We start from the raw sequence: 19,472 nt of genomic DNA on the forward strand, positions 1-19,472 counted from the left end.
TTGGCTTAATCACCACCACCTCCATCACCCCCGCCAGAATCCGATGAAGAACAGTCTGAGCTTGAATTATCATTCGAACAAAAACTGCTACTTGTACGGTGGTTATCATCATTGGATGAATTGTCATAATAGGGTGGTACATAACTTGAGTTTGAATGACTGGAGTTTATTTTTTTCGTTGTATCCTTCACATTTTTGCACACTTCAAAAATTTGGCTTTTCCCTTTTGCCCAGCCAATGGTCACCAAACTGGTGTTTTTTTTCACGGTAACATGCAGCATTTTCCCGCAGAAAATATACATTTTACCAACGGATTTTATTTGAATATAACCGCTGTCTTTCTCTGCGATAATGACAGGGTTTTGGCTGTGGATCACGTAATTGTCACCGTGAACATTAACCGTGCGGATATATGCTAATGGTTTAGGGTGGATATTAAAAAGAACAAAAAACAATCTATCAAGCATATCGTTTATTATTTTAGTGAATGAAGTTTGTAAGTTAATTGATTGGTGCTATTGCGCCAATCGTCTTTGTCTGATTAAACATTTACAGTAGTCAATTTGAATAATAAAACATCATTTTCTGAAATTATTACTATCAAGTTAGTGCGATGATATTAGCGTCAAATAAGGTTAATCAGAGGCACTAATATGAACTTCACACGATGCAAAATTTGGAAAAATGACTTAAAAATTTTAGGTAGCGCTTTAATTAACAGTATTAAAAGCCTATTCGCAGTCAGAATTAAATGCATATTTAATAATAACAAGCCATTTCCGCTGTCTGCCAAACATCCAAAACCCTCACTGCTCATGCCAATGCCAGAATCAAAATATGTCTATTATGGTGAAAGCGCACACAATAAAAATGTGATATTGCTAAGTTATACAAAGCTTCCTGTTAATTGATAAGTAAAAAAAATGCCCCGAAAGCAACCTGGGGCAAAGTTTTACAGAGAAGGTACCCGCAAGGCGAGCTAAGAGAGAGTGTGTTGCAATTTACGTTTGCGAATGCGTTTAATTATTGGTGGAAGTACCAGTACCAACACTGCAAGGACTAATAAGCTTTGTGAAATGGTGCTGCTCCACAAAATATCGAAATCACCGTTACTGATAGACAGCGAGCGGCGCAAGTTTTGCTCCAACATTTCGCCTAATACAAAACCTAAAATTAACGGGGAAAGGGGGAAATTCATTTTCCGTAAAATAAAGCCAAACACCCCAAGCCCCATCATCAACAGTAAGTCAAATGTCGTACTGTGAACCGCATAGACGCCTACGGCTGAAACACACGCGATAGCAGGGACTAAAAACCAAAGCGGTACCGTTAACATACGGGTGAATAAGCCAATTAATGGGATATTCATGATAAGTAACACCACGTTGGCAATCAGCAGGGCGGCAATCAGCCCCCACACGATGTCCGGTTGCTCGGTGAACATTCCAGGCCCCGGCGTGATGTTATACAGCGTTAATGCCCCCATCATGACTGCGGTTGTTCCCGAACCCGGCACGCCAAGAGTTAGCATCGGAATAAATGACCCACATGCAGAGGCATTATTAGCCGCTTCTGGTGCTGCAACACCGCGCACATCACCATTACCAAAATCACCTTTTTCACCACTGATTTTTTTCTCCGTCATGTAGGTGATAGCACTGGCAATCGTTGCGCCTGCTCCCGGTAATACCCCAACGAAGAAGCCAATAAATGACGAGCGCAGAGCTGGGCCCGCACAGGCTTTGGCTTCTTTGCGGTTAAACAGCATGCGGCCTGTTTTACGGATCAAACCTTGCCCTGCCGCTTTGCTTTCTAACATCAGCAGAATTTCGCTGACGGAAAACAAACCAATCACGACAACAATAAATTGCACGCCATCCGATAAGTGCACACTATCGAACGTAAAACGGTATTCTCCAGAGTTAGCATCGACCCCGACGGTGGCGAGTGACAAACCAATTAACGCCGCAAGCAGGGATTTAATCGGGTTTTGGCTCATCATGCTACCAAGGCAGGCGATGGCAAATACCATTAGTGCAAAGTATTCGGCGGGCCCAAAGGCGAGTGACCACTGGGCAAGTAACGGGGCGAACAAAATAATACCGACGATAGCGATGGTTGAACCGATAAAGGAACTTACCGCTGAAATTGACAGCGCTACGCCACCACGACCTTGTTTTGCCATAGGATAACCATCTAACGTCGTCATTATCGCGGCGGCATCACCGGGGACATTCAGTAAAATAGAGGATATCCGGCCGCCATATTCACAGCCTAAATACACGGTGGCGAGTAAAATCAGCGCAGACTCGGCGGGCAGTTTTAAGGCAAAGGCGAGTGGCAGTAAAATCGCTACGCCATTAATCGGCCCTAACCCCGGTAACATGCCTACGACGGTGCCAATAAAGCAACCGATTAAGGCAATCAAGATATTTTGAGGAACAAGGGCGACCTCAAAACCTTGCGATAGATACATCCAAGTTTCCATATTGTCGCTCCTTAACTCAGCAGGCTGCCAATGGGCAGAGTCACATCCAACAGCTTATCAAAGGCATAGAAAAGAAATATGCCAAGGACAGGCCCTGAAATCACCGCGGCGATAGGGGTTGCGCCGAATAACAGCGCGACACTGATGGTCAATAAACTGGTGGCGATGGGAAAACCCAACCACTCAAACGCCCATGCATAAATCACCAAGGATAAAATTAATAATGCAAGGCGGCGCAGTACATAAGGTTTCGGCCACTCAACGGCTTCTTGCTTACCAAACAGCAGGGCAAGCGCACACATCGCCATTAAGGAGAGTATGGCAACCGGAAAAGGGCGGGGGCCCAGTGGTTCATAAGAGAACTCACTTTGGATCCCCCAGCCAATATAAATTCCGATGACACACAATATCAGCCAGACTAGGGCAAATATGCGTTGGCTCATCGTCGGCTCCGTTATTTGGCTAAACCAAATGCACGGGCTTGTTCACGATATTGCTCGATTTCTTTTTTCACATAGCTATCGAGCTCTTGCCCCGTTAAGTTGTATTCAAATAACCCGCGCAATTCGCGTTGCTTCTTGAATTCGTCGGTTTGTTGCAGTTTTTGGAAGGCTTCAACCCATTGGTTGTAATCTGCATCAGAGACTTTTGGCCCCATATAGAACCCACGAATAATCGGCCAAACAATGTCATAGCCTTGTTCTTTGGCAGTTGGAATATCTGCTAAACCATCACCTAGGCGTTTGTCTGCATACACGGCAAGAATGCGAATTTTGCCTTCATTGATATACGGGGTCATTTCACTGATATCCCCCGATAACACTTGAATATGGTTACCTAACAACGCCGTTAAGGTTTCCCCGCCGCCTTCAAAGGCAACATAGCGCATTTTGCGTGGGTCTATATCAATGGCTTTAGCGAGTAACGCAGTCTTCATCCAGTCTTGGCTGCCAATAGAACCCCCTGCACCGAAGACAATGCTATTGGGGTCTTTTTTAAAGGTATCCATTAAATCTTTGAGGGATTTATACGGGGAGTCAGCACGTACCGCTATCATGCCGTAATCGCTACCCACACTGGCAAGCCAACGCACATCGTTTTCGTTATAACGGCCAAATTTACCTTGGGCGAGATTGAGTAGCGAACCACCCGAAAAGGCGACAATGGTGCCGGGTTCCGCAGGGCGCTGTGCGACGATGGCATTGTAGGCGACTGCACCAATTCCACCCGGCATGTAGGTCACCCGCATTGGTTTTTCAATTTCTTTGGTTTCCAACATGGAAACTTGGACTAGCTTACAAGTTAAATCAAATCCACCCCCCGGTTTAGCAGGGGCGATACATTCAGTCCGCTCAGGAAGCGCAACTGCGGAGTTTATACCAACTAAAAATATTGCTGTTGCTAAGGTGTTTAATGTGAACTTTTTCATTCTTTATTTCCTTACTAAGCCAATAATTAGAGGAACAAATTGTGGATTTCTTATTGTGTTTGCGAGCTCATCATTGGCTGAGGAAGCTTTCATTTACCTTTCATTAACAAATAATATTATTTTTATGTGATATATATCAGATTGTTTTATATTTTCGCTTCTTTGTTATGTTAATTTAATGTTAATTTAGCGCCATTAACGTGCTTGTAACGTCAGAGTTGTGATGAACACAGTAAAAATGATGACAATTGCTTTTCATTCATGATGGGGAATGCCAACGTATACCAATAAGTAATAATAATGAGTGTGCGTATGCGAATTTTATTGGTTGAAGATCATGATGAATTATCGTTGTGGTTACAAAAGGCCTTAACGTCGTCAGGGTTTGCCGTGGATGTAGCACCTGATGGTGCGATTGCAGATCAGTTGTTACAGACTGAAAATTACACGTTAGTCGTTTTGGATGTATCACTTCCTCGAATGAGTGGGCTTGAAGTATTGGCGCAAATGCGAAAACGTCATCAAGAAACGCCTGTTTTATTGTTAACGGCGAACTCCGATGTGGCAGACCGCGTGCAAGGGTTGAACGCAGGGGCGGATGATTACCTCACCAAACCATTTGATATCGCGGAGTTAGAAGCGCGAATTCGTGCACTGTTAAGGCGTAGCCAAGGGCAGGTGAATGAGCCTCAGCGTTTTGGTTCGCTGTGTTACCACGAAGAAGGTTATTTTTTATTATGCCAAGAGCCATTAGGGCTCACGCCTAGGGAATATGCGGTATTAAATACCTTATTCCATCGGCGAGGGCGGCCTGTTTCAAAAACGCAATTATTTGAGCAGGTTTTTTCGTTGTCAGATGAAGCCAATTTACAAAGTATTGAATTATATGTGCATCGCGTAAGAAAAAAATTAGCGGGTTCAGACATTAATATCAATACGTTACGCGGATTGGGATACCGATTAGAGCAGTGTAGTGTATGAAATTAGTCTCTCATCCACGCTCTCTCTTTCATCAGTTACTGCTTTTTTTCGGTATCCCGCTCATTTTGTTGGGCAGCTTTTCTGTTTATACCCACTACTACAGTGCAAAATATGCGTCTAATTTGGCGTATGATCGCACGCTTCTTGCCTCCGCACGGACGGTTGCAGAAAGGCTACAAGTTACCGATGGTCACTTATCAGTTAATGTACCCTACGTGGTGCTTGATAGCTTCGAATTGAATAATAACGACAGAATTTTTTACCAAGTGATTTCCCCTGAGGGGGAAACTATTTCGGGTTATGATGACCTACCTCCCATCCCCCCTTATTGGATGCGCTCCCAGCACTATACCGCTCTGGTTTACTTTTATGATGCGGAATATAAAGGCCTACCGATACGCATCGCCACATTTTTTCAGCCCATAAATGAAGGTGGTATTGCGGGAATGGTGGAAATCCGTGTGGCAGAAACCGTCTATTCACGGCAAGATTTAGCCAATCAATTATTAATATCCGCATTAATGAGCCAAGGAACCGTGGTGTTTTTAACCTTGTTACTTGCCTATATCTTATTGAGTAAGCTTTTGACTCCATTGAAAAAACTATCAAACTTGATGTTAGGGCGCTCAGCGAATGATTTGACGCCATTGCCGAACCTGTTGCCGTGGTCGGATTTATCACCGTTAATTGAGGCGCTTAACCGTTATATATCGCGATTAAAACGCATGGTAAGGCGCCAAGAACGCTTTAGTGCAGATGCCTCTCACCAATTAAAAACGCCATTAACCGTGTTAAAAACCCAAGTATCCGTTGCCATTAATACTGAAGATGAAAGCCAGCGCCAACAAAGCTTACAAGCGATCAATCAAACGCTGGATAACACCATCGTACTGACGGATAGGCTTTTGCAATTATCTCGCTTAAAAGCCCATGAAAAATCGGCAGTTAGCCAATATAGGGCGATTAACTTAGTGGAGATTGTGCATCAAGCCTGTTTTACTCGACTCGGCCAGGCAGAAAGCCAGCGGATTGATTTGGGCTATGAAGGGCTTGATACAGCATGGATTAAAGGTGAACCTCTTTTGCTTGCTGAGATGTGTGCCAATTTAATTGATAACGCGATTAAATATACCCCTGAAGGCGGGGTGGTGACTGTGCGAGTGGTGAAGGATGAAAGTACTCAGCAGATTGTTTTAGAGGTTGAAGATTCTGGTCCCGGTATCCCTGATGCGAAAATTAGCCGCTCCATGGAGGCATTTACACGGTTAAATAATGCATTAGGGAAAGAGGGAGCAGGGCTTGGCTTAGCATTGGTAAAAGATATTGCCAGTTACCATGATTCAGAACCGCAATTATTAAAAAGTGAATCATTGGGTGGGTTGCTTGTGCGGATAGCTTTTACCGCGAGTCATGCGCCAAATCGTTAAAAAATAAGGGCGCTATTGATTGAGCGCCCTTTGTTTCTACATTTTATTTTTTTAGTGCACTAAAATCCCATTTTTGTAAGGCATTGATGGAATCTTTGTCTTGGTATTTAGCCCCTAACTCAAGGTAATCATGGGCTTTTTGCAGATCTTCTTTGCTCTTGGTGCCAATCCAACCGTTATAGTACATATAGGCAAGTTTGTATTTTGCCATGGCATGGTGAGCGCCTTGTTCTAAATCGGTCATATCATAGTACTTGGCTGCTCTAACGTAATCTTTTGGCATACCTTGGCCGAAGTAGAGCATATCTCCTGCTAAGTGTGCGGTATTACTGTCATTTTGCTGAGCGCCTAAATCAAAATAATACAGGGCTTTTGCAAAATCCTTTTCAAGTCCACGCTCGTTGTCTTTACGGTATAGGTTGCCCAAAATGTTGTAGGCTCTTGGGTAGCCATTTTTACCAGCAAGTTCATAATAATAAATCATTTTTTGCGTGTCTTCAGGGACCATTTCGCCTCGTGCGTAGTTGATCCCTAACGAGAACGCGGCCATTTTATCACCTGCTTCAGCTTTGACGCGCTTCGCTTCAATTTGTTCAGCAAAACGGCCATATTTTTGGAAGTCTTGCTCTTCTTTAAAGCGTTTATCAATTTCTTGCTTATCTTCCGCTGAAAGGTTATTCATCAACTCAATCTTGTCAGTGTCTTTTTCCAACTTTAACGCGATGTAATACGCGTGTTTGGCATCATTTTTGCGAGTGTAGGCATTATAGAGGCTACCAAGAGCGTATTTATCGTGATATTTCAAGGAAATTTCAAACCATTCAATGGCTTTATCGAGATCTTGCTCAACACTACATTCACCTTCGAGATAGAGGTCGCCCATGGCACGAGATAAATCCTCAGGTTCTTGAATATAGGTTCTATCAGTATTTTTCTCGAACTTGCCTTTTTCTAACCACTCTTTCAGGTAGGTGCCTGCTTTATCCATATCCGTATTGCGGCTATTGGAACAGTAGCGCCCTGGGGAATTAATTTCATAGAGCATTTTGATTGCACCCATATCCCCTTGTTTATAGGCCTGTTCCAGATACTCTAACGCTTTTTGTGGATCACTACTGGCGTAATAGTGATATAAGCGTTTGAGGGCGTCAGGGCGGTTTTGGGCTTCACTTTCGAGTAAAGCAAAGTATTTCTTATCATCTTTGCTACGATTAAGGTCGTTCTTCTCGCTGCGAATACCTTTTTGGTACAAGTTTGCTAAGGAATTAAACGCTTGTTTTGAAAGATCGCTATCAGTAGATTTCATCCCCTCTTGCAGATATTGAATTGCAGTGTTGTACTCGTCAGATTCAAAGAGAACACGGCTATCATATAAGTAATCACCTGCGAGTTGCACTTTAGAGAACAAGTCACCCCTTGCTACGCCATCAAGGTAATTTTGGCGCTTGGCTTGGCTACTTTCGGTCACATTGTCTAGAGATGGATAAACAGCGAGGTTACCGCCAGCAATGGCTTTTTTGTACCAAAGCTGCGCGGCAGAAGCGCGGCCACGGGATTTATACCAATCCCCTAGTTGACCAGCGGCCGCCGCATCGCCATTTTGTGCAGGGACGACGGTGGTGTCATACAGTTTTGTGTACTCTTCAACACGGCTCGGGTTAGAATATTTTCTCAAGTAAACAATGGCTTCATCCCAATTTGGTTCAACAGTCAGTGCTTCCTTATCGGCTGAGAGCTCGCCCATATACAGTATTTCACTGTACAGAATAATGGCGTTATCGTTTCCTTCATCACTGGCCATTTTCAAATATTTCTTGGCTTGCTGGCGGTCTTCTTTCACACCGTTACCATACAAATAGGCACGGCCAACCTTGTATTTTGCGGTTGCATTTTCATTTAGCGTTTTCATGCCAATATCAAAGTCATCCATGTATTTGATATATTCATTTCCCCAACTACCTGATTTTAGGTAGTATTCACGGGCTTTTTGGCGATTAGCTTCGACTAATGGACTACCATTTAAATATTGGTGAGCCAGTTCGCGGGTATAGTTTTTGCTACCAAGGGCGGCGAGTTGGTCATAATAACCAATGATTTTGCTTTTGTTCGCACTCAGAAGTTCGGTATTTTCATTATAATAGTCAATCAGCTCTTCAAGTGCCGTTTCATTATTCAGTTTGGCGCTTTTCGCTAAGTATTCCAGCCATTTTTGCTGATCGACTTTTTGCCCATAATTTCCGAATTTATACGCATTGGCGAGGGTGCGAATTGCATCTGAGTCATTGTTTTTTGCATTGGCCTGAATGGTAATAAACGAGGCTCTCGCTTTTTCAATTTCTCTTTTACGTGATTTTAAAAAACTGAAATCAGGGTCAGAGATTTTGTTGAAATACTCCATCGCGAGGTCATAGTTTGCATCTTCCCCATAATCCCCTTTTTGGTAGATTTCACCCAGTTCATATAAGCAACGGTTACTGCCTAATGCTGCACAACGTTTATATTGTGGGACGATGTCATCGGGTGTTAACCCTGAGATGGCTTGGAAGCGGTCTTTATAATAGGCCTTGTCATTGATGTAATTCACGCGGTCAAGGTTTTGCACAATGTATAACATTGCGGATGTACTGCCTAAATCTGCTGCGTTTAAAATGGTCTCGTAGTAAGGTTTGAGTTCGTCATTGGTTAGCGCGCTAACATTCTTTAAGTTTGTGAGCTGGGTTATGCCATATTGATAAGTGATATCGGCGTCTGTACCAATCAGTGGCTCAATCAATTTTTGCGCTTCGGCGTTTTTTTCATTAGTCGCTAAGTGAACGAGTAACGTTTTGGTATCACTGCGATTTAAGCCTATTTTAAATAAAATATCGTAGGCGGTGGCCAGTTCTTCGGGCGTTAACGAGGATTTTGCACGAGATGAGTCGAGCAAATCCACCAGTATATTGGCGATGGTACTGGTTTCAGAGGGCTGATATTTAAGCAGGGCTGCAGCGTAATAGACACGCCCGTTATAATCGTATTTACTTGCTTTTTCATATAGTTCAAAGGCTAATTTTTTATTATTTTCTGGGTCTTGGCGCAGTAAGTAATCCGCATAGTAATGCGCTAATGCATCATTGTCGCGTTCGATAACGTCTTTCTTTAAGATATCAACAATGGTTTTTTCATCCACAAATTCTTTTATATCATAACGATAGTATAAATGAACTAGCATGCGATCTGCGGTGGATGGGTAGCCTCGTGAATCTAAGTTATCTTTCAGTATTTGCGTGGCTTTTTCGAGGTTTTTTTCAGTACCGAAGCCATTAATATAACCACGAGCAAGTTGCATTTGGGTTTCATAACTTGGCTTAATGCGATTTGCTTTTACTGTCGCCTCAAAAGATTTTTCTGGTGAATATAATACACTGCCTTCCGTGCCATAAACTTGGCTGGCAAGGATTTGCGCCTTTGCTGAATTTGGGTACTTCTTCATTAACTCAGGCAGATATTTCGCCACTGTCTCATTGAGTTTTTTCGTGGGAAAATCATAGTTAGAGATAGCGCGCTGAGTAATGGTAATCAGTGCTTCTTGATGGCCAATATCGGCTGCAGAGGTTAAATATTTGTTGGCTAAGGCATCATCTCGGTCAATAGAACTAAAAGTGGTACCTGAATAAGCGCGATAAGCCTCATACATTGCGTCAGGGTATTGCTGGTCAGCAGCCTCGGTGAGCGCTTTAATTTTTTTATTATCAGCAAGGTAACTTAGGTACAGTGCTTTGGGTTTCTTTTGTTGTATCAGAGGGCGCAAATAGGCCATGGCGCGCAATTCACTGCGCTTTACTCCGTCACCCTCACTGTATTTGTGATAGAGCGTGTAAATGGCGTATTCTTCACCTTTACTGGCTCTTTCTTCAAGATTGGCGAGAACTTGTTGTTTCTCTTCAGCCGTCTGTGAACCATACAGCGATAAAGGCGCTGGCTCTATATCATTGCTTTGGGAAATAAAATCTAACGTAGAGGAATAAGACATGCGCTCGTATTTTTTCGCCAATGCAGGGTTTGGTGCAATCCCATCGCCACCGTTTTCATAAATAGTGGCAAGTAGCATGGCAGGTAATGGGAAATCTCTGCTAACCAGCGGCGTTAAGATTTCAACGGCCTTTTTATTGTCTTTATCAAATTGATGGGCAATATAACCCAGCGCAAATTTTGATAAGTTGGAGCCTTGATCAGCGGCTAAGGTAAAGTATTGGCGTGCCAGTTTGATATCTTGGGGGATTTCGTCGTATCTGTCCTCCATGTACACGCTGCCCACTAACTCTTGCGCTTCGATAACGCCTAAATCCGCGGCTTTGGTGAGTGACGTGAGACCACTTCTATCTTCAGGCGTATCATCCATCTCGCGGTTATAGCGGTAATAACCGAGGTTATAGAGCGCATTCTTATTATTAGCTTCAGCGGCCTTGATTAAATAACGCTGCGCAGCTTCATCATCAGGCTCAATACCAATTCCATCTTTATACATCATGGCTAAGGCATACGCAGATTGAGGATCGCTGTCGGCATTTTTTTGGAACTGCTCAACAGCGGCTTTAGTATCACCTTGTTGATATAAGTCGTACCCAGCTTGGGCTGAGTTGGATTGGCTTGATGCATTGATAAAATAAATGCCGGCTGCAATAGCGATTATTATCAATGCAAACAAACCTATCTTAAGCTGTTTAGTCATGGTTTTTCCTTGTCATGGCTTATCAGATTGTTTGCCACGCTCCTGTGTTTAGTGCATACCCTAGGCTAATACTACTAAAGAGGTATTTTGTTTGGCTTAAGTCTAATTGCTTATGGAGAAGATTCAATCGGATTAGGTCTACAATGAGCAATAAGATGACTTTGAGCTTACCAATGGCAGAAAAATAATGAATAACTGAGTGATGATAAAATGTCACAAAGCATTAAGGTTGATAAAAAAGAGTCAAAAAAATTAAGAAAGTGAGGGAAAAGCATGGATTATTTTGTGAGGGGCTTTCAAACATAGCCCCACAATGTGGGGCATATGAGTGACGACATTGCTTTATTGCTTTTGTAATTCTATTTTACTGGCAAGTATCCTTTTGAACCACCTTTTTTTCACGGCGGAACATTTGTGTGAGCGGGGTTCGTAACTGCTGCGCTAGCATCACACCCAGTAATACCACGCCTCCACCGATTAAATGATAGCTTTTTAGTTCTTCACCCAAGGCGAAAATAGCGATAATTGCAGTGAATACTGGGGCGAGATTCATAAATATGGACGTGGTATTTGCCCCTAAGCGCATCACGCCTTGGATCCACATAGCGGGTGCGATAATTGAGGCGGCAATCCCCGCAAACATCACTAACCCAATGTTGTGGCTATTCAGTGCCACATCGTCTGCCATTAAAAAGTTTGGTAACAGTAAAATCACCCCAAAGAAAATTTGTACATAGAGCGAATCCCAGCTAGAAAGCTGAATTGACCAACGTTTTGTTAGTACGCCATAGAGGGCATATGCCGCAGAGGCAACAATCATCATCAACTCGCCTTGGCCTAACCCGTGGGAGAGTAATGAACTTGGATTGCCTTGACTGACCAACCACAGTAAGCCAAACAGCGACAAAGCAGAGCCAAGAACGATGCCCACTGTTGGGATCACTCGCAAAACAAAAATACTGATGATAACTGTTAATAATGGGATCAGTGAGTTCATGATCCCCATAAACGTGGCGCTGACACTGTGTGCGGCATAATAGGCTAAGCTTTGGTATAGCATCATTCCTAGCGCCCCTAAAATGGCTAATTGCCACCAATGTTTCATCACCACTTTATGGTTTCGTAGCACAGAGCGCAGTACAAAAGGCGTCATAACAACTAGCGCAAGTGCCCAGCGGTAAAAGGAAATTGCCGCAGGATCAATGGCCGTGGACGCCGCTTTGTTGACGATGGCGTTGACTGACCATAACAAAACCGCAATCAGCGGAAAAAGCAAATTCTTCATTAACACATTCTCCCATATCGAATGTGATCCAGTATACATCTGACCGATTTTTTATATATACTGATAACCAGACAATCGATAACGCTTTTCAGACAGGTATCATGGGAAATTCAAAATTAGATATTTGGCAAATCAGTGAATGCAATATTATTGAGCCTGAGCTTATTGCATTTCGCCACGAACAAACCGCTGCACTTACCGAATACAAGTCACATTCACACCCATTTGGGCAGATGCTGTATGTGGTGTGCGGTATTATGGAAATGGAAGTGGCTGGAAAGCACTACTTGGCGCCGCCTGAATTTTGTATTTGGATCCCCGCGAATATCCCCCATGCTAGCTTTAATAAAGAAAGTGTCAAATTTCGTATCGTGGATTTCTCACATGAATATAATGAGGTGTTAGCTCAGCGCCCTTGTGTGGTTCGTTTAAGCCCGATATTTCAATCCATTATGACGGATATGTACCAACGGGGGGTTGTTCAACCCGAAACGGAACAAGATTTACGCCTTGCCAATGTGTTGATTGACCAATTTTCACTTTCCCCATGTCAAGACACCTATTTGCCCGCCACTAAGGACAAATTTTTAGCTCCGATTTTACAAGAACTGCAAAACGACCCCGCTGATAACACCACGCTGGCGGAATGGGCAAAACGTTATTATACCTCAGAGCGAACGTTATCAAGGCGTTGCCAACAAGAACTCGGTATGTCATTTAGTGAATGGCGGCAACGTTTACGCTACTTACATGCCGTCGCTGGCTTAGAGCGCGGAAAAAGCGTGCATGAAGTCGCGTTAGATGTGGGATATAGCTCAGCATCGGCATTTATTGCCATGTTTCAACAAATTTCTGGGGTGACACCTGACCGTTTTCGTGTGAAAGAATTTGCGATGGATGATAACTTTAGCCTAGAGCGCTAACTCTCATAGGCATCTGGGGTAAACCGTGGCAAAATATTGTGATACAGAGCAAAATTACCAATCATTGGGACACACAGCGTGAAAATTTTAGTTGATGAAAATATGCCTTATGCTCAGGCACTGTTTAGTGAGCTAGGCGACGTCAAAGCTGTACCAGGACGTCCAATTCCTGAACAAGAACTCATTGATGCAGATGCATTAATGGTTCGCTCCATCACCAAGGTCAATGAATCACTTCTGAGTAATACGCCGGTTAAATTTGTCGGCACTGCAACTGCGGGCTTTGACCATGTGGATACAGCATGGTTATCCAGCGCCAATATTGTTTTTTCTTCTGCGCCAGGCTGTAATGCCATTGCGGTGGTGGAATACGTATTTTCCGCATTATTACTGCTCGCTGAGCGCGATAACTTTGATTTACGTGATAAAACGGTTGGGATCATTGGTGTTGGCAATGTAGGTGGCCGTTTAGCCACGCGTTTAAATGCATGGGGCGTGAAAACGGTTTTATGCGATCCGCCGCGTGCTGCAAAAGGGGAAGATGGGCCATTTGTGGCTTTTGATGCGCTGCTTGCTCAGGTTGATGTACTGACTTTCCATACCCCGCTGAATATGACAGGGGAATATCAAACCTTCCATTTGATGGACAAAACCCGCTTAGAAAACTTGCGTGACGGCAGCATTTTAATCAATGCCAGCCGTGGTGAAGTGGTTGATAACAAAGCGTTACTGGCTGCGCTTCAGCAAGGAAAGAAAATAAGTGTTGTGCTGGATGTTTGGGAGCCAGAGCCTGACTTAAATACCGACCTGCTCCATTTAGTCGATATCGGTACGCCACATATTGCAGGCTATACCTTAGAGGGCAAAGCGCGCGGAACGACGCAAGTTTATGAAGCTTACTGTCAGTTTCTCGGCAAATCGGCGCACGTTTCCCTCTCATCGCTATTGCCAAAACCCGATATCAGCGAATTGACTTTCAATGGTAAATTAACGCAAAACCAGCTCAAAAGGTTAGTGCATCTAGTGTATGATGTGCGCCGTGATGATGGCGCATTAAGAGCCGTTGCAGGTATCAAAGGTGAATTTGATAAGCTGCGCAAAAATTACCAAGAGCGCCGCGAATGGTCATCCCTGAATGTGATTTGTGATGACCCGCAAACTGCTACGTTGCTCAGCGAGCTTGGTTTTCAGGCGCGCTTAATTCACGCATCATAGATTTTAGTAATATGAACTTCTGATTAAATGACTTCAATTATTGAGGTCATTTAATTTTTTATTTTTTAGAGGAATAGCCATGACTGAAGGTTGGAATATTGCAGTATTGGGTGCAACCGGTGCTGTGGGTGAAGCGATAATTTCACTGTTACAAGAAAGAGAATTTCCAGTCGGTGAGCTGTATTTACTGGCCAGCGAGCGCAGTGCGGGAGAGAGCGTGCGTGTTAATGGCAAAAGTATTCAAGTTATTGATGCCAAAGATTTCGATTGGTCACAAGCTCAAATAGCCTTTTTCGCGGCAGGTGAAGCGGCTTCATTGCAATATGCCGAGTCCGCAGCGCAAGATGGCTGCATCGTGATTGATACTAGCGGCGTATTTGCCCAAGAGCCTGATGTGCCATTAATTGTGCCGGGTGTGAACCCGCAAGTATTAGCGGATTACCGTAACCGTAATATTATTTCGTTAGCAGATAGCGCAGTTAGCCAGTTGTTAACAGCCATTAAACCGCTAGTGGATGCAGCAGGCTTAGGCCGTATCACATTAACCAATATGTTGTCTGTTTCTAGCTATGGTAAAGCCGCAGTCGATGAGTTAGCAGGGCAAAGCGCACGTTTATTAAACGGTATTCCTGCGGAAGAAGGGCGTTTTAGCAAGCAATTAGCTTTCAACATGCTGCCATTGTTGGCGGATATGGATGGCAGCGTGGCGCACGAACGTCGCTTAGTTGAACAAGTACGTAAAGTGTTGCAGGACGATGGCCTACCTGTCGCGGTTAGCTTTATTCAATCCCCTGTTTTCTATGGTAATGCGCAAGTGGTTCACCTCGAAACGTTACGCCCAATCAGTGCGGAAGAAGCGAACGATGAATTTGAACGTTTTGACGATATTCAGGTCTCAGAAGAGGGTGATTATCCAACGCAAGTGACTGAAGCATCGGGTAATGACCAACTCAGCATTGGTTGTGTGCGTAATGACTACGGTATTCCTGAAATTTTACAGTTCTGGTCAGTGGCAGATAACGTGCGTTTCGGTGGCGCATTAATGGCGGTTGAAACGGCAGAAAAACTGGCTCAGGAGCTGTTTTACTGATGTCCGAGTCAACAAAGTTGCATCGTATCGCGTTAGGTATTGAATACAACGGCAGCCGATATTTTGGTTGGCAACGCCAGCAAGAAGTAAAAAGTGTACAAGGCTGCCTAGAGGAAGCCTTGTCGAAAATCGCCGCTGAGCCGATTGGCGTATTTTGCGCGGGGCGAACAGACGCAGGCGTTCACGCAACGGGGCAAGTGGTGCATTTTGAAACGTCGGCTGAGCGCAAAGAAGCGGCTTGGACGATGGGGGCAAATACTCACTTACCGCCAGATATTGCGGTACGTTGGTGCCAACCTGTCAATGATGAGTTTCATGCACGTTTTAGTGCAACGGCGCGCCGTTATCGCTATGTGATTTTTAATCACCGTTATCGGCCCGCTATTTTATCCAGTGGTGTGACCCATTTTCATTATCCATTGGATGAAAAACGTATGCATGAAGCGGCGCAGGCACTGATTGGGGAGCGTGATTTTACCTCATTCAGAGCAGTCCAGTGTCAGTCTAGAACACCTTGGCGTAATGTTATGCACGTCAATGTGAGCCGCCACGGGAATTATGTGGTGGTAGATATTAAAGCCAATGCGTTTGTTCACCATATGGTGAGAAATATTGTTGGTAGTTTGCTGGAGATTGGCTGCGGAAATCAAGAGATTGATTGGATGGCTCATCTTCTTGAATTAAAAGACCGAACTAAAGCTGCCGCCACGGCAAAAGCGGAAGGGCTCTATTTGGTCAGTGTGGATTATCCAGAGAAATTTGCGCTCCCAAGTAATGTCATGGGGCCACTTTTTCTTGGCGATGAACTGATGTAAATCGACGTTAACTTTATCTCATAATTACTGCAAATAGCACGGATGCTATTATTAATGAGGATTATATGGAATTTATCAGTTTTATTATCGACTTTATTTTACATATCGATGTGCACCTCGCTGAACTGGTCAGAGATTATGGCACGTGGGTATATGGTATTCTATTCCTGATCCTATTTTGCGAAACAGGGTTAGTGGTCACACCATTTTTGCCGGGGGATTCGTTATTATTTGTCGCGGGCGCCATTTCGTCCTTAGACAGTAACGACCTTAACGTGCATTTAATGGTAGCGCTAATGATTACTGCGGCAATTATTGGTGATGCGGTAAACTATACGATTGGGCGTATTTTTGGGGAAAGATTATTTAAAAATCCAGATTCAAAGATTTTTCGTCGAGTCTATTTAGACAAAACCCATGCATTTTATGAGAAACACGGCGGTAAAGCGATTATACTGGCGCGTTTCGTGCCGATAGTCAGAACTTTTGCACCTTTCGTTGCAGGAATGGGCAAAATGTCTTATCGTCACTTTGCATTTTATAATGTGACGGGCGCATTTATTTGGGTATTATTATTCACTTATGCAGGGTATTTCTTTGGTGAATTACCGTTCGTACAAAAGAATTTGAAATTACTGATAGTCGCGATTATCTTTGTTTCAATTCTGCCGGGCGTGGTTGAAATTATTCGTCATCGCCGAATTGCAGCAAAAGAAAAGCGTGCGGCAGCGCAAAAAATCGATAACCACTAAGTGGTTTAAAAAGTTTTTATCTACAGTGAGATATCATTGTGGTTTAATGGCAAAAAATTACATACTGGTGATAACCAGAGTGAATCAGACAAAAAGGTCCATTAATGAGCTGGATTGAAAAAATTTTAAAGAAAGGTAACTTGACCCAATCTCACAAAGCCAACATCCCAGAAGGGGTTTGGACTAAATGCGATAGCTGTGGACAAGTTTTATACGGTGCTGAATTAGAACGCAATTTATCTGTGTGTCCAAAATGTGACCACCATATGCGTATCCATGCCCGTCAGCGCTTAGAAACTTTCCTTGATGAAAATTCTACGACAGAACTCGGTAGCGAACTTGAGCCAAAAGATATTCTCAAGTTCAAAGATTCAAAAAAATACAAAGACCGCATTACCGCAGCACAGAAAGAAACTGGCGAAAAAGATGCAATGATCGTGATGAAAGGAACCTTAAAAGGGATGCCTGTCGTCGCTGCTGCGTTTGAATTTGCTTTTATGGGTGGCTCAATGGCCTCCGTCGTGGGTGCGCGTTTTGTCCGTGCGGTAGAGCAAGCGCTGGAAGATAACTGTCCGCTGGTGTGTTTCTCGTCAAGCGGCGGTGCACGTATGCAAGAAGCGTTGTTATCATTGATGCAAATGGCGAAAACCAGTGCTGCTTTAGCAAAAATGCAAGAGCGCGGTTTACCATACATTTCTGTGTTAACTGACCCAACCATGGGCGGTGTTTCAGCAAGTTTAGCCATGTTAGGTGATATCAACGTGGCAGAACCGAAAGCGCTGATCGGCTTCGCAGGTCCGCGTGTTATCGAACAAACTGTACGTGAAAAGCTGCCACAAGGCTTCCAACGCAGTGAATTCTTACTGGAAAAAGGCGCCATCGACATGATCGTTCGTCGCCCTGAAATGCGTGATCGTCTGGCTGAAATTTTGGCGATGTTAACCAACAAACCAAGTTTCACTGAAACGCCAATCATTGTGGCAGAAACGGTAGAAATCGACCTAAATGCCATTGATGAGATCAATGCCGAAGAACCAGAAAAGGATTCTGCAAAGCATAAAAAAAATGATGAGTAATCTAATCATTCCTACAGCCAAGTCTCCTTTGGAGGCTTGGCTTTCTTATCTCACTGACCTGCATAGCCAAAATATCGACATGGGGTTGGAACGAGTCGGCCAAGTTGCTCGGCACATGAACCTGACGCAACCTGCTCCTAGAGTTATCACCGTCACAGGCACCAATGGAAAAGGCACCACCTGCCATACGCTGGAATCAATTTTGATGGCAGCGGGGTTAAAAGTGGGTGTTTACAGTTCTCCGCATTTAGTGCGCTACACTGAACGTGTGCGTATTCAAGGGAAAGAACTTTCCGAGTCTGATTTCTGTGAAGCGTTTGCCACCATTGAAGCGCAGCGTGAAAATATTTCGCTCACTTACTTTGAATATGGCACGTTGGCTGCACTACAATTATTTAAGCAAGCTAAACTGGATATCGTTATCTTAGAGGTGGGCTTAGGTGGGCGTTTAGATGCCACCAACGTGGTGGATGCAGATATTGCAGCCATTACCAGCATTGCGCTCGATCATACCGATTGGCTGGGTTCTGATCGTGAACATATCGGTCATGAAAAAGCGGGTATTTTCCGTCAAGGTCATTATGGCGTGGTGGGCGAGCCTGATATGCCAGAGTCGATTGGGCAATATGCCGATAAAATTGGCACGATACTGTTCCGCCGTGGCGTCGATTGGCAATATAGCGAACAAGCAGCGAGTTGGTCTTGGCAAAGTTCGCAACGTGAGTGGCATAATCTGCCATTACCGAATGTGCCGCTGGCAAATGCAGCAACAGCATTAGGTGTGATTAGCTGCTTACTGCAAATTGATGCAGATATTGCTAAAAAAGTCACGGATACCGCTATTGTCCAAGGTTTAAAATCAGCTCAATTGCCGGGGCGTTTCCAAATTATTGGCGAGAAGCCATTAATGATTTTGGATGTGGCGCATAACCCCCATGCGGCAGGGTATTTAGTCAGTAAATTAGCTGGCTTACCTGCGGTTGAAGGTCGCCGTATTCGTGCAGTTGTTGGAATGCTTGGCGATAAAGACATTAAAGGCACTCTTGAGTGTTTATCGCAGGAAGTGACGGATTGGTATCTAGCCCCATTAACTGAATTTAGAGGGGCAGATGTGGCTCAATTGAGCCAGCATATCGCTAAAGCCAATGTGTTTGATAGTGTTGAAAAAGCGTGGCAGCAAGCCTGTGTTGATGCGCAAGAACAAGACGTGATTGTGGTTTGTGGGTCATTTCACACCGTCGCTCATGTCATGATGTTATTAGAAAACCAAAAAGGATAGT

15 protein-coding genes are annotated in these 19,472 nt (G+C 43.9%); 9 read left to right on the forward strand and 6 right to left on the reverse strand.

The genetic code is table 11. The annotated features are described in order from the left end of the window. Positions 1–5: 5 nt before the first annotated feature. The 4 genes from AC4IFT_RS04540 to AC4IFT_RS04555 all read right to left on the reverse strand — a co-directional run bounded on the left by AC4IFT_RS04540 (position 6) and on the right by AC4IFT_RS04555 (position 3,917). Positions 6–467 carry a hypothetical protein gene (locus AC4IFT_RS04540; RefSeq protein WP_490750716.1) on the reverse strand — a complete coding sequence of 154 codons (462 nt, stop codon included), beginning with the start codon at positions 465–467 and terminating at the stop codon, positions 6–8. A 512-nt stretch (positions 468–979) separates the two neighbouring features. Continuing rightward, positions 980–2,488 carry a tripartite tricarboxylate transporter permease gene (locus tag AC4IFT_RS04545; protein WP_490750717.1) on the reverse strand — a complete coding sequence of 503 codons (1,509 nt, stop codon included), beginning with the start codon at positions 2,486–2,488 and terminating at the stop codon, positions 980–982. An 11-nt stretch (positions 2,489–2,499) separates the two neighbouring features. Beyond that, positions 2,500–2,931, reverse strand: a complete 432-nt coding sequence (locus AC4IFT_RS04550) for a tripartite tricarboxylate transporter TctB family protein (protein ID WP_353243190.1) — start codon at positions 2,929–2,931, stop codon at positions 2,500–2,502. Positions 2,932–2,942: 11 nt separating this feature from the next. After that, the gene (locus AC4IFT_RS04555) at positions 2,943–3,917 is read right to left on the reverse strand and encodes a Bug family tripartite tricarboxylate transporter substrate binding protein (protein WP_219247153.1); all 975 of its coding nucleotides are present in this window, start codon (positions 3,915–3,917) and stop codon (positions 2,943–2,945) included. Positions 3,918–4,229: 312 nt separating this feature from the next. Here AC4IFT_RS04555 and tctD point away from each other — a divergent pair, with 312 nt between their 5' ends. Then, complete coding sequence (tctD, locus tag AC4IFT_RS04560) at positions 4,230–4,898, forward strand: transcriptional regulator TctD (RefSeq protein WP_490731505.1); 669 nt, start codon at positions 4,230–4,232, stop codon at positions 4,896–4,898. Then, the gene (locus AC4IFT_RS04565; protein ID WP_490750718.1) at positions 4,895–6,325 is read left to right on the forward strand and encodes a sensor histidine kinase; all 1,431 of its coding nucleotides are present in this window, start codon (positions 4,895–4,897) and stop codon (positions 6,323–6,325) included. The genes tctD and AC4IFT_RS04565 overlap by 4 nt, the downstream gene beginning before the upstream one ends. A gap of 43 nt (positions 6,326–6,368) precedes the next feature. Here AC4IFT_RS04565 and AC4IFT_RS04570 read toward each other — a convergent pair whose 3' ends face one another. Both AC4IFT_RS04570 and AC4IFT_RS04575 read right to left on the reverse strand, forming a co-directional pair. Then, the gene (locus AC4IFT_RS04570) at positions 6,369–11,036 is read right to left on the reverse strand and encodes a tetratricopeptide repeat protein (protein WP_490750719.1); all 4,668 of its coding nucleotides are present in this window, start codon (positions 11,034–11,036) and stop codon (positions 6,369–6,371) included. A gap of 364 nt (positions 11,037–11,400) precedes the next feature. Next, complete coding sequence (locus AC4IFT_RS04575) at positions 11,401–12,321, reverse strand: DMT family transporter (protein ID WP_490731398.1); 921 nt, start codon at positions 12,319–12,321, stop codon at positions 11,401–11,403. Between the two features lie 101 nt (positions 12,322–12,422). Here AC4IFT_RS04575 and AC4IFT_RS04580 point away from each other — a divergent pair, with 101 nt between their 5' ends. The 7 genes from AC4IFT_RS04580 to folC all read left to right on the forward strand — a co-directional run bounded on the left by AC4IFT_RS04580 (position 12,423) and on the right by folC (position 19,471). Next, a complete protein-coding gene (locus AC4IFT_RS04580; RefSeq protein ID WP_490731396.1) occupies positions 12,423–13,244 on the forward strand; it encodes a helix-turn-helix transcriptional regulator in 822 nt (273 codons plus the stop codon). A gap of 78 nt (positions 13,245–13,322) precedes the next feature. Next, the gene (pdxB, locus tag AC4IFT_RS04585) at positions 13,323–14,459 is read left to right on the forward strand and encodes a 4-phosphoerythronate dehydrogenase PdxB (RefSeq protein WP_490750720.1); all 1,137 of its coding nucleotides are present in this window, start codon (positions 13,323–13,325) and stop codon (positions 14,457–14,459) included. A 79-nt stretch (positions 14,460–14,538) separates the two neighbouring features. Beyond that, positions 14,539–15,549 carry an aspartate-semialdehyde dehydrogenase gene (locus AC4IFT_RS04590; protein WP_490750721.1) on the forward strand — a complete coding sequence of 337 codons (1,011 nt, stop codon included), beginning with the start codon at positions 14,539–14,541 and terminating at the stop codon, positions 15,547–15,549. Further along, positions 15,549–16,364 (forward strand): tRNA pseudouridine(38-40) synthase TruA, encoded by an 816-nt coding sequence (gene truA / locus AC4IFT_RS04595; protein ID WP_490750722.1) that lies wholly within the window; start codon positions 15,549–15,551, stop codon positions 16,362–16,364. The genes AC4IFT_RS04590 and truA overlap by 1 nt, the downstream gene beginning before the upstream one ends. Before the next feature lie 65 nt (positions 16,365–16,429). Further along, positions 16,430–17,116, forward strand: coding sequence for a DedA family protein (locus AC4IFT_RS04600; protein ID WP_273839202.1), 687 nt, complete (start codon positions 16,430–16,432; stop codon positions 17,114–17,116). Between the two features lie 104 nt (positions 17,117–17,220). After that, complete coding sequence (gene accD, locus AC4IFT_RS04605) at positions 17,221–18,192, forward strand: acetyl-CoA carboxylase, carboxyltransferase subunit beta (protein ID WP_490731389.1); 972 nt, start codon at positions 17,221–17,223, stop codon at positions 18,190–18,192. Next, positions 18,182–19,471 (forward strand): bifunctional tetrahydrofolate synthase/dihydrofolate synthase, encoded by a 1,290-nt coding sequence (gene folC / locus AC4IFT_RS04610; protein WP_490750723.1) that lies wholly within the window; start codon positions 18,182–18,184, stop codon positions 19,469–19,471. Before accD ends, folC begins: the two co-directional genes overlap by 11 nt. Position 19,472: the final 1 nt, after the last annotated feature.

It is taken from the genome of Providencia sp. UF-183 (assembly GCF_058246155.1).

Excerpts from the sequence above, each read along its gene's own strand:
- AC4IFT_RS04570 (WP_490750719.1), bottom strand. The coding sequence starts at position 11,036 with ATGACTAAACAGCTTAAGATAGGTTTGTTTGCATTGATAATAATCGCT.
- AC4IFT_RS04580 (WP_490731396.1), top strand. The coding sequence starts at position 12,423 with ATGGGAAATTCAAAATTAGATATTTGGCAAATCAGTGAATGCAATATT.
- folC (WP_490750723.1), top strand. The coding sequence starts at position 18,182 with ATGATGAGTAATCTAATCATTCCTACAGCCAAGTCTCCTTTGGAGGCT.
- AC4IFT_RS04550 (WP_353243190.1), bottom strand. The coding sequence starts at position 2,931 with ATGAGCCAACGCATATTTGCCCTAGTCTGGCTGATATTGTGTGTCATC.
- AC4IFT_RS04600 (WP_273839202.1), top strand. The coding sequence starts at position 16,430 with ATGGAATTTATCAGTTTTATTATCGACTTTATTTTACATATCGATGTG.
- AC4IFT_RS04545 (WP_490750717.1), bottom strand. The coding sequence starts at position 2,488 with ATGGAAACTTGGATGTATCTATCGCAAGGTTTTGAGGTCGCCCTTGTT.
- AC4IFT_RS04590 (WP_490750721.1), top strand. The coding sequence starts at position 14,539 with ATGACTGAAGGTTGGAATATTGCAGTATTGGGTGCAACCGGTGCTGTG.
- AC4IFT_RS04565 (WP_490750718.1), top strand. The coding sequence starts at position 4,895 with ATGAAATTAGTCTCTCATCCACGCTCTCTCTTTCATCAGTTACTGCTT.
- accD (WP_490731389.1), top strand. The coding sequence starts at position 17,221 with ATGAGCTGGATTGAAAAAATTTTAAAGAAAGGTAACTTGACCCAATCT.
- AC4IFT_RS04555 (WP_219247153.1), bottom strand. The coding sequence starts at position 3,917 with ATGAAAAAGTTCACATTAAACACCTTAGCAACAGCAATATTTTTAGTT.
- AC4IFT_RS04540 (WP_490750716.1), bottom strand. The coding sequence starts at position 467 with ATGCTTGATAGATTGTTTTTTGTTCTTTTTAATATCCACCCTAAACCA.
- truA (WP_490750722.1), top strand. The coding sequence starts at position 15,549 with ATGTCCGAGTCAACAAAGTTGCATCGTATCGCGTTAGGTATTGAATAC.
- AC4IFT_RS04575 (WP_490731398.1), bottom strand. The coding sequence starts at position 12,321 with ATGAAGAATTTGCTTTTTCCGCTGATTGCGGTTTTGTTATGGTCAGTC.
- tctD (WP_490731505.1), top strand. The coding sequence starts at position 4,230 with ATGCGAATTTTATTGGTTGAAGATCATGATGAATTATCGTTGTGGTTA.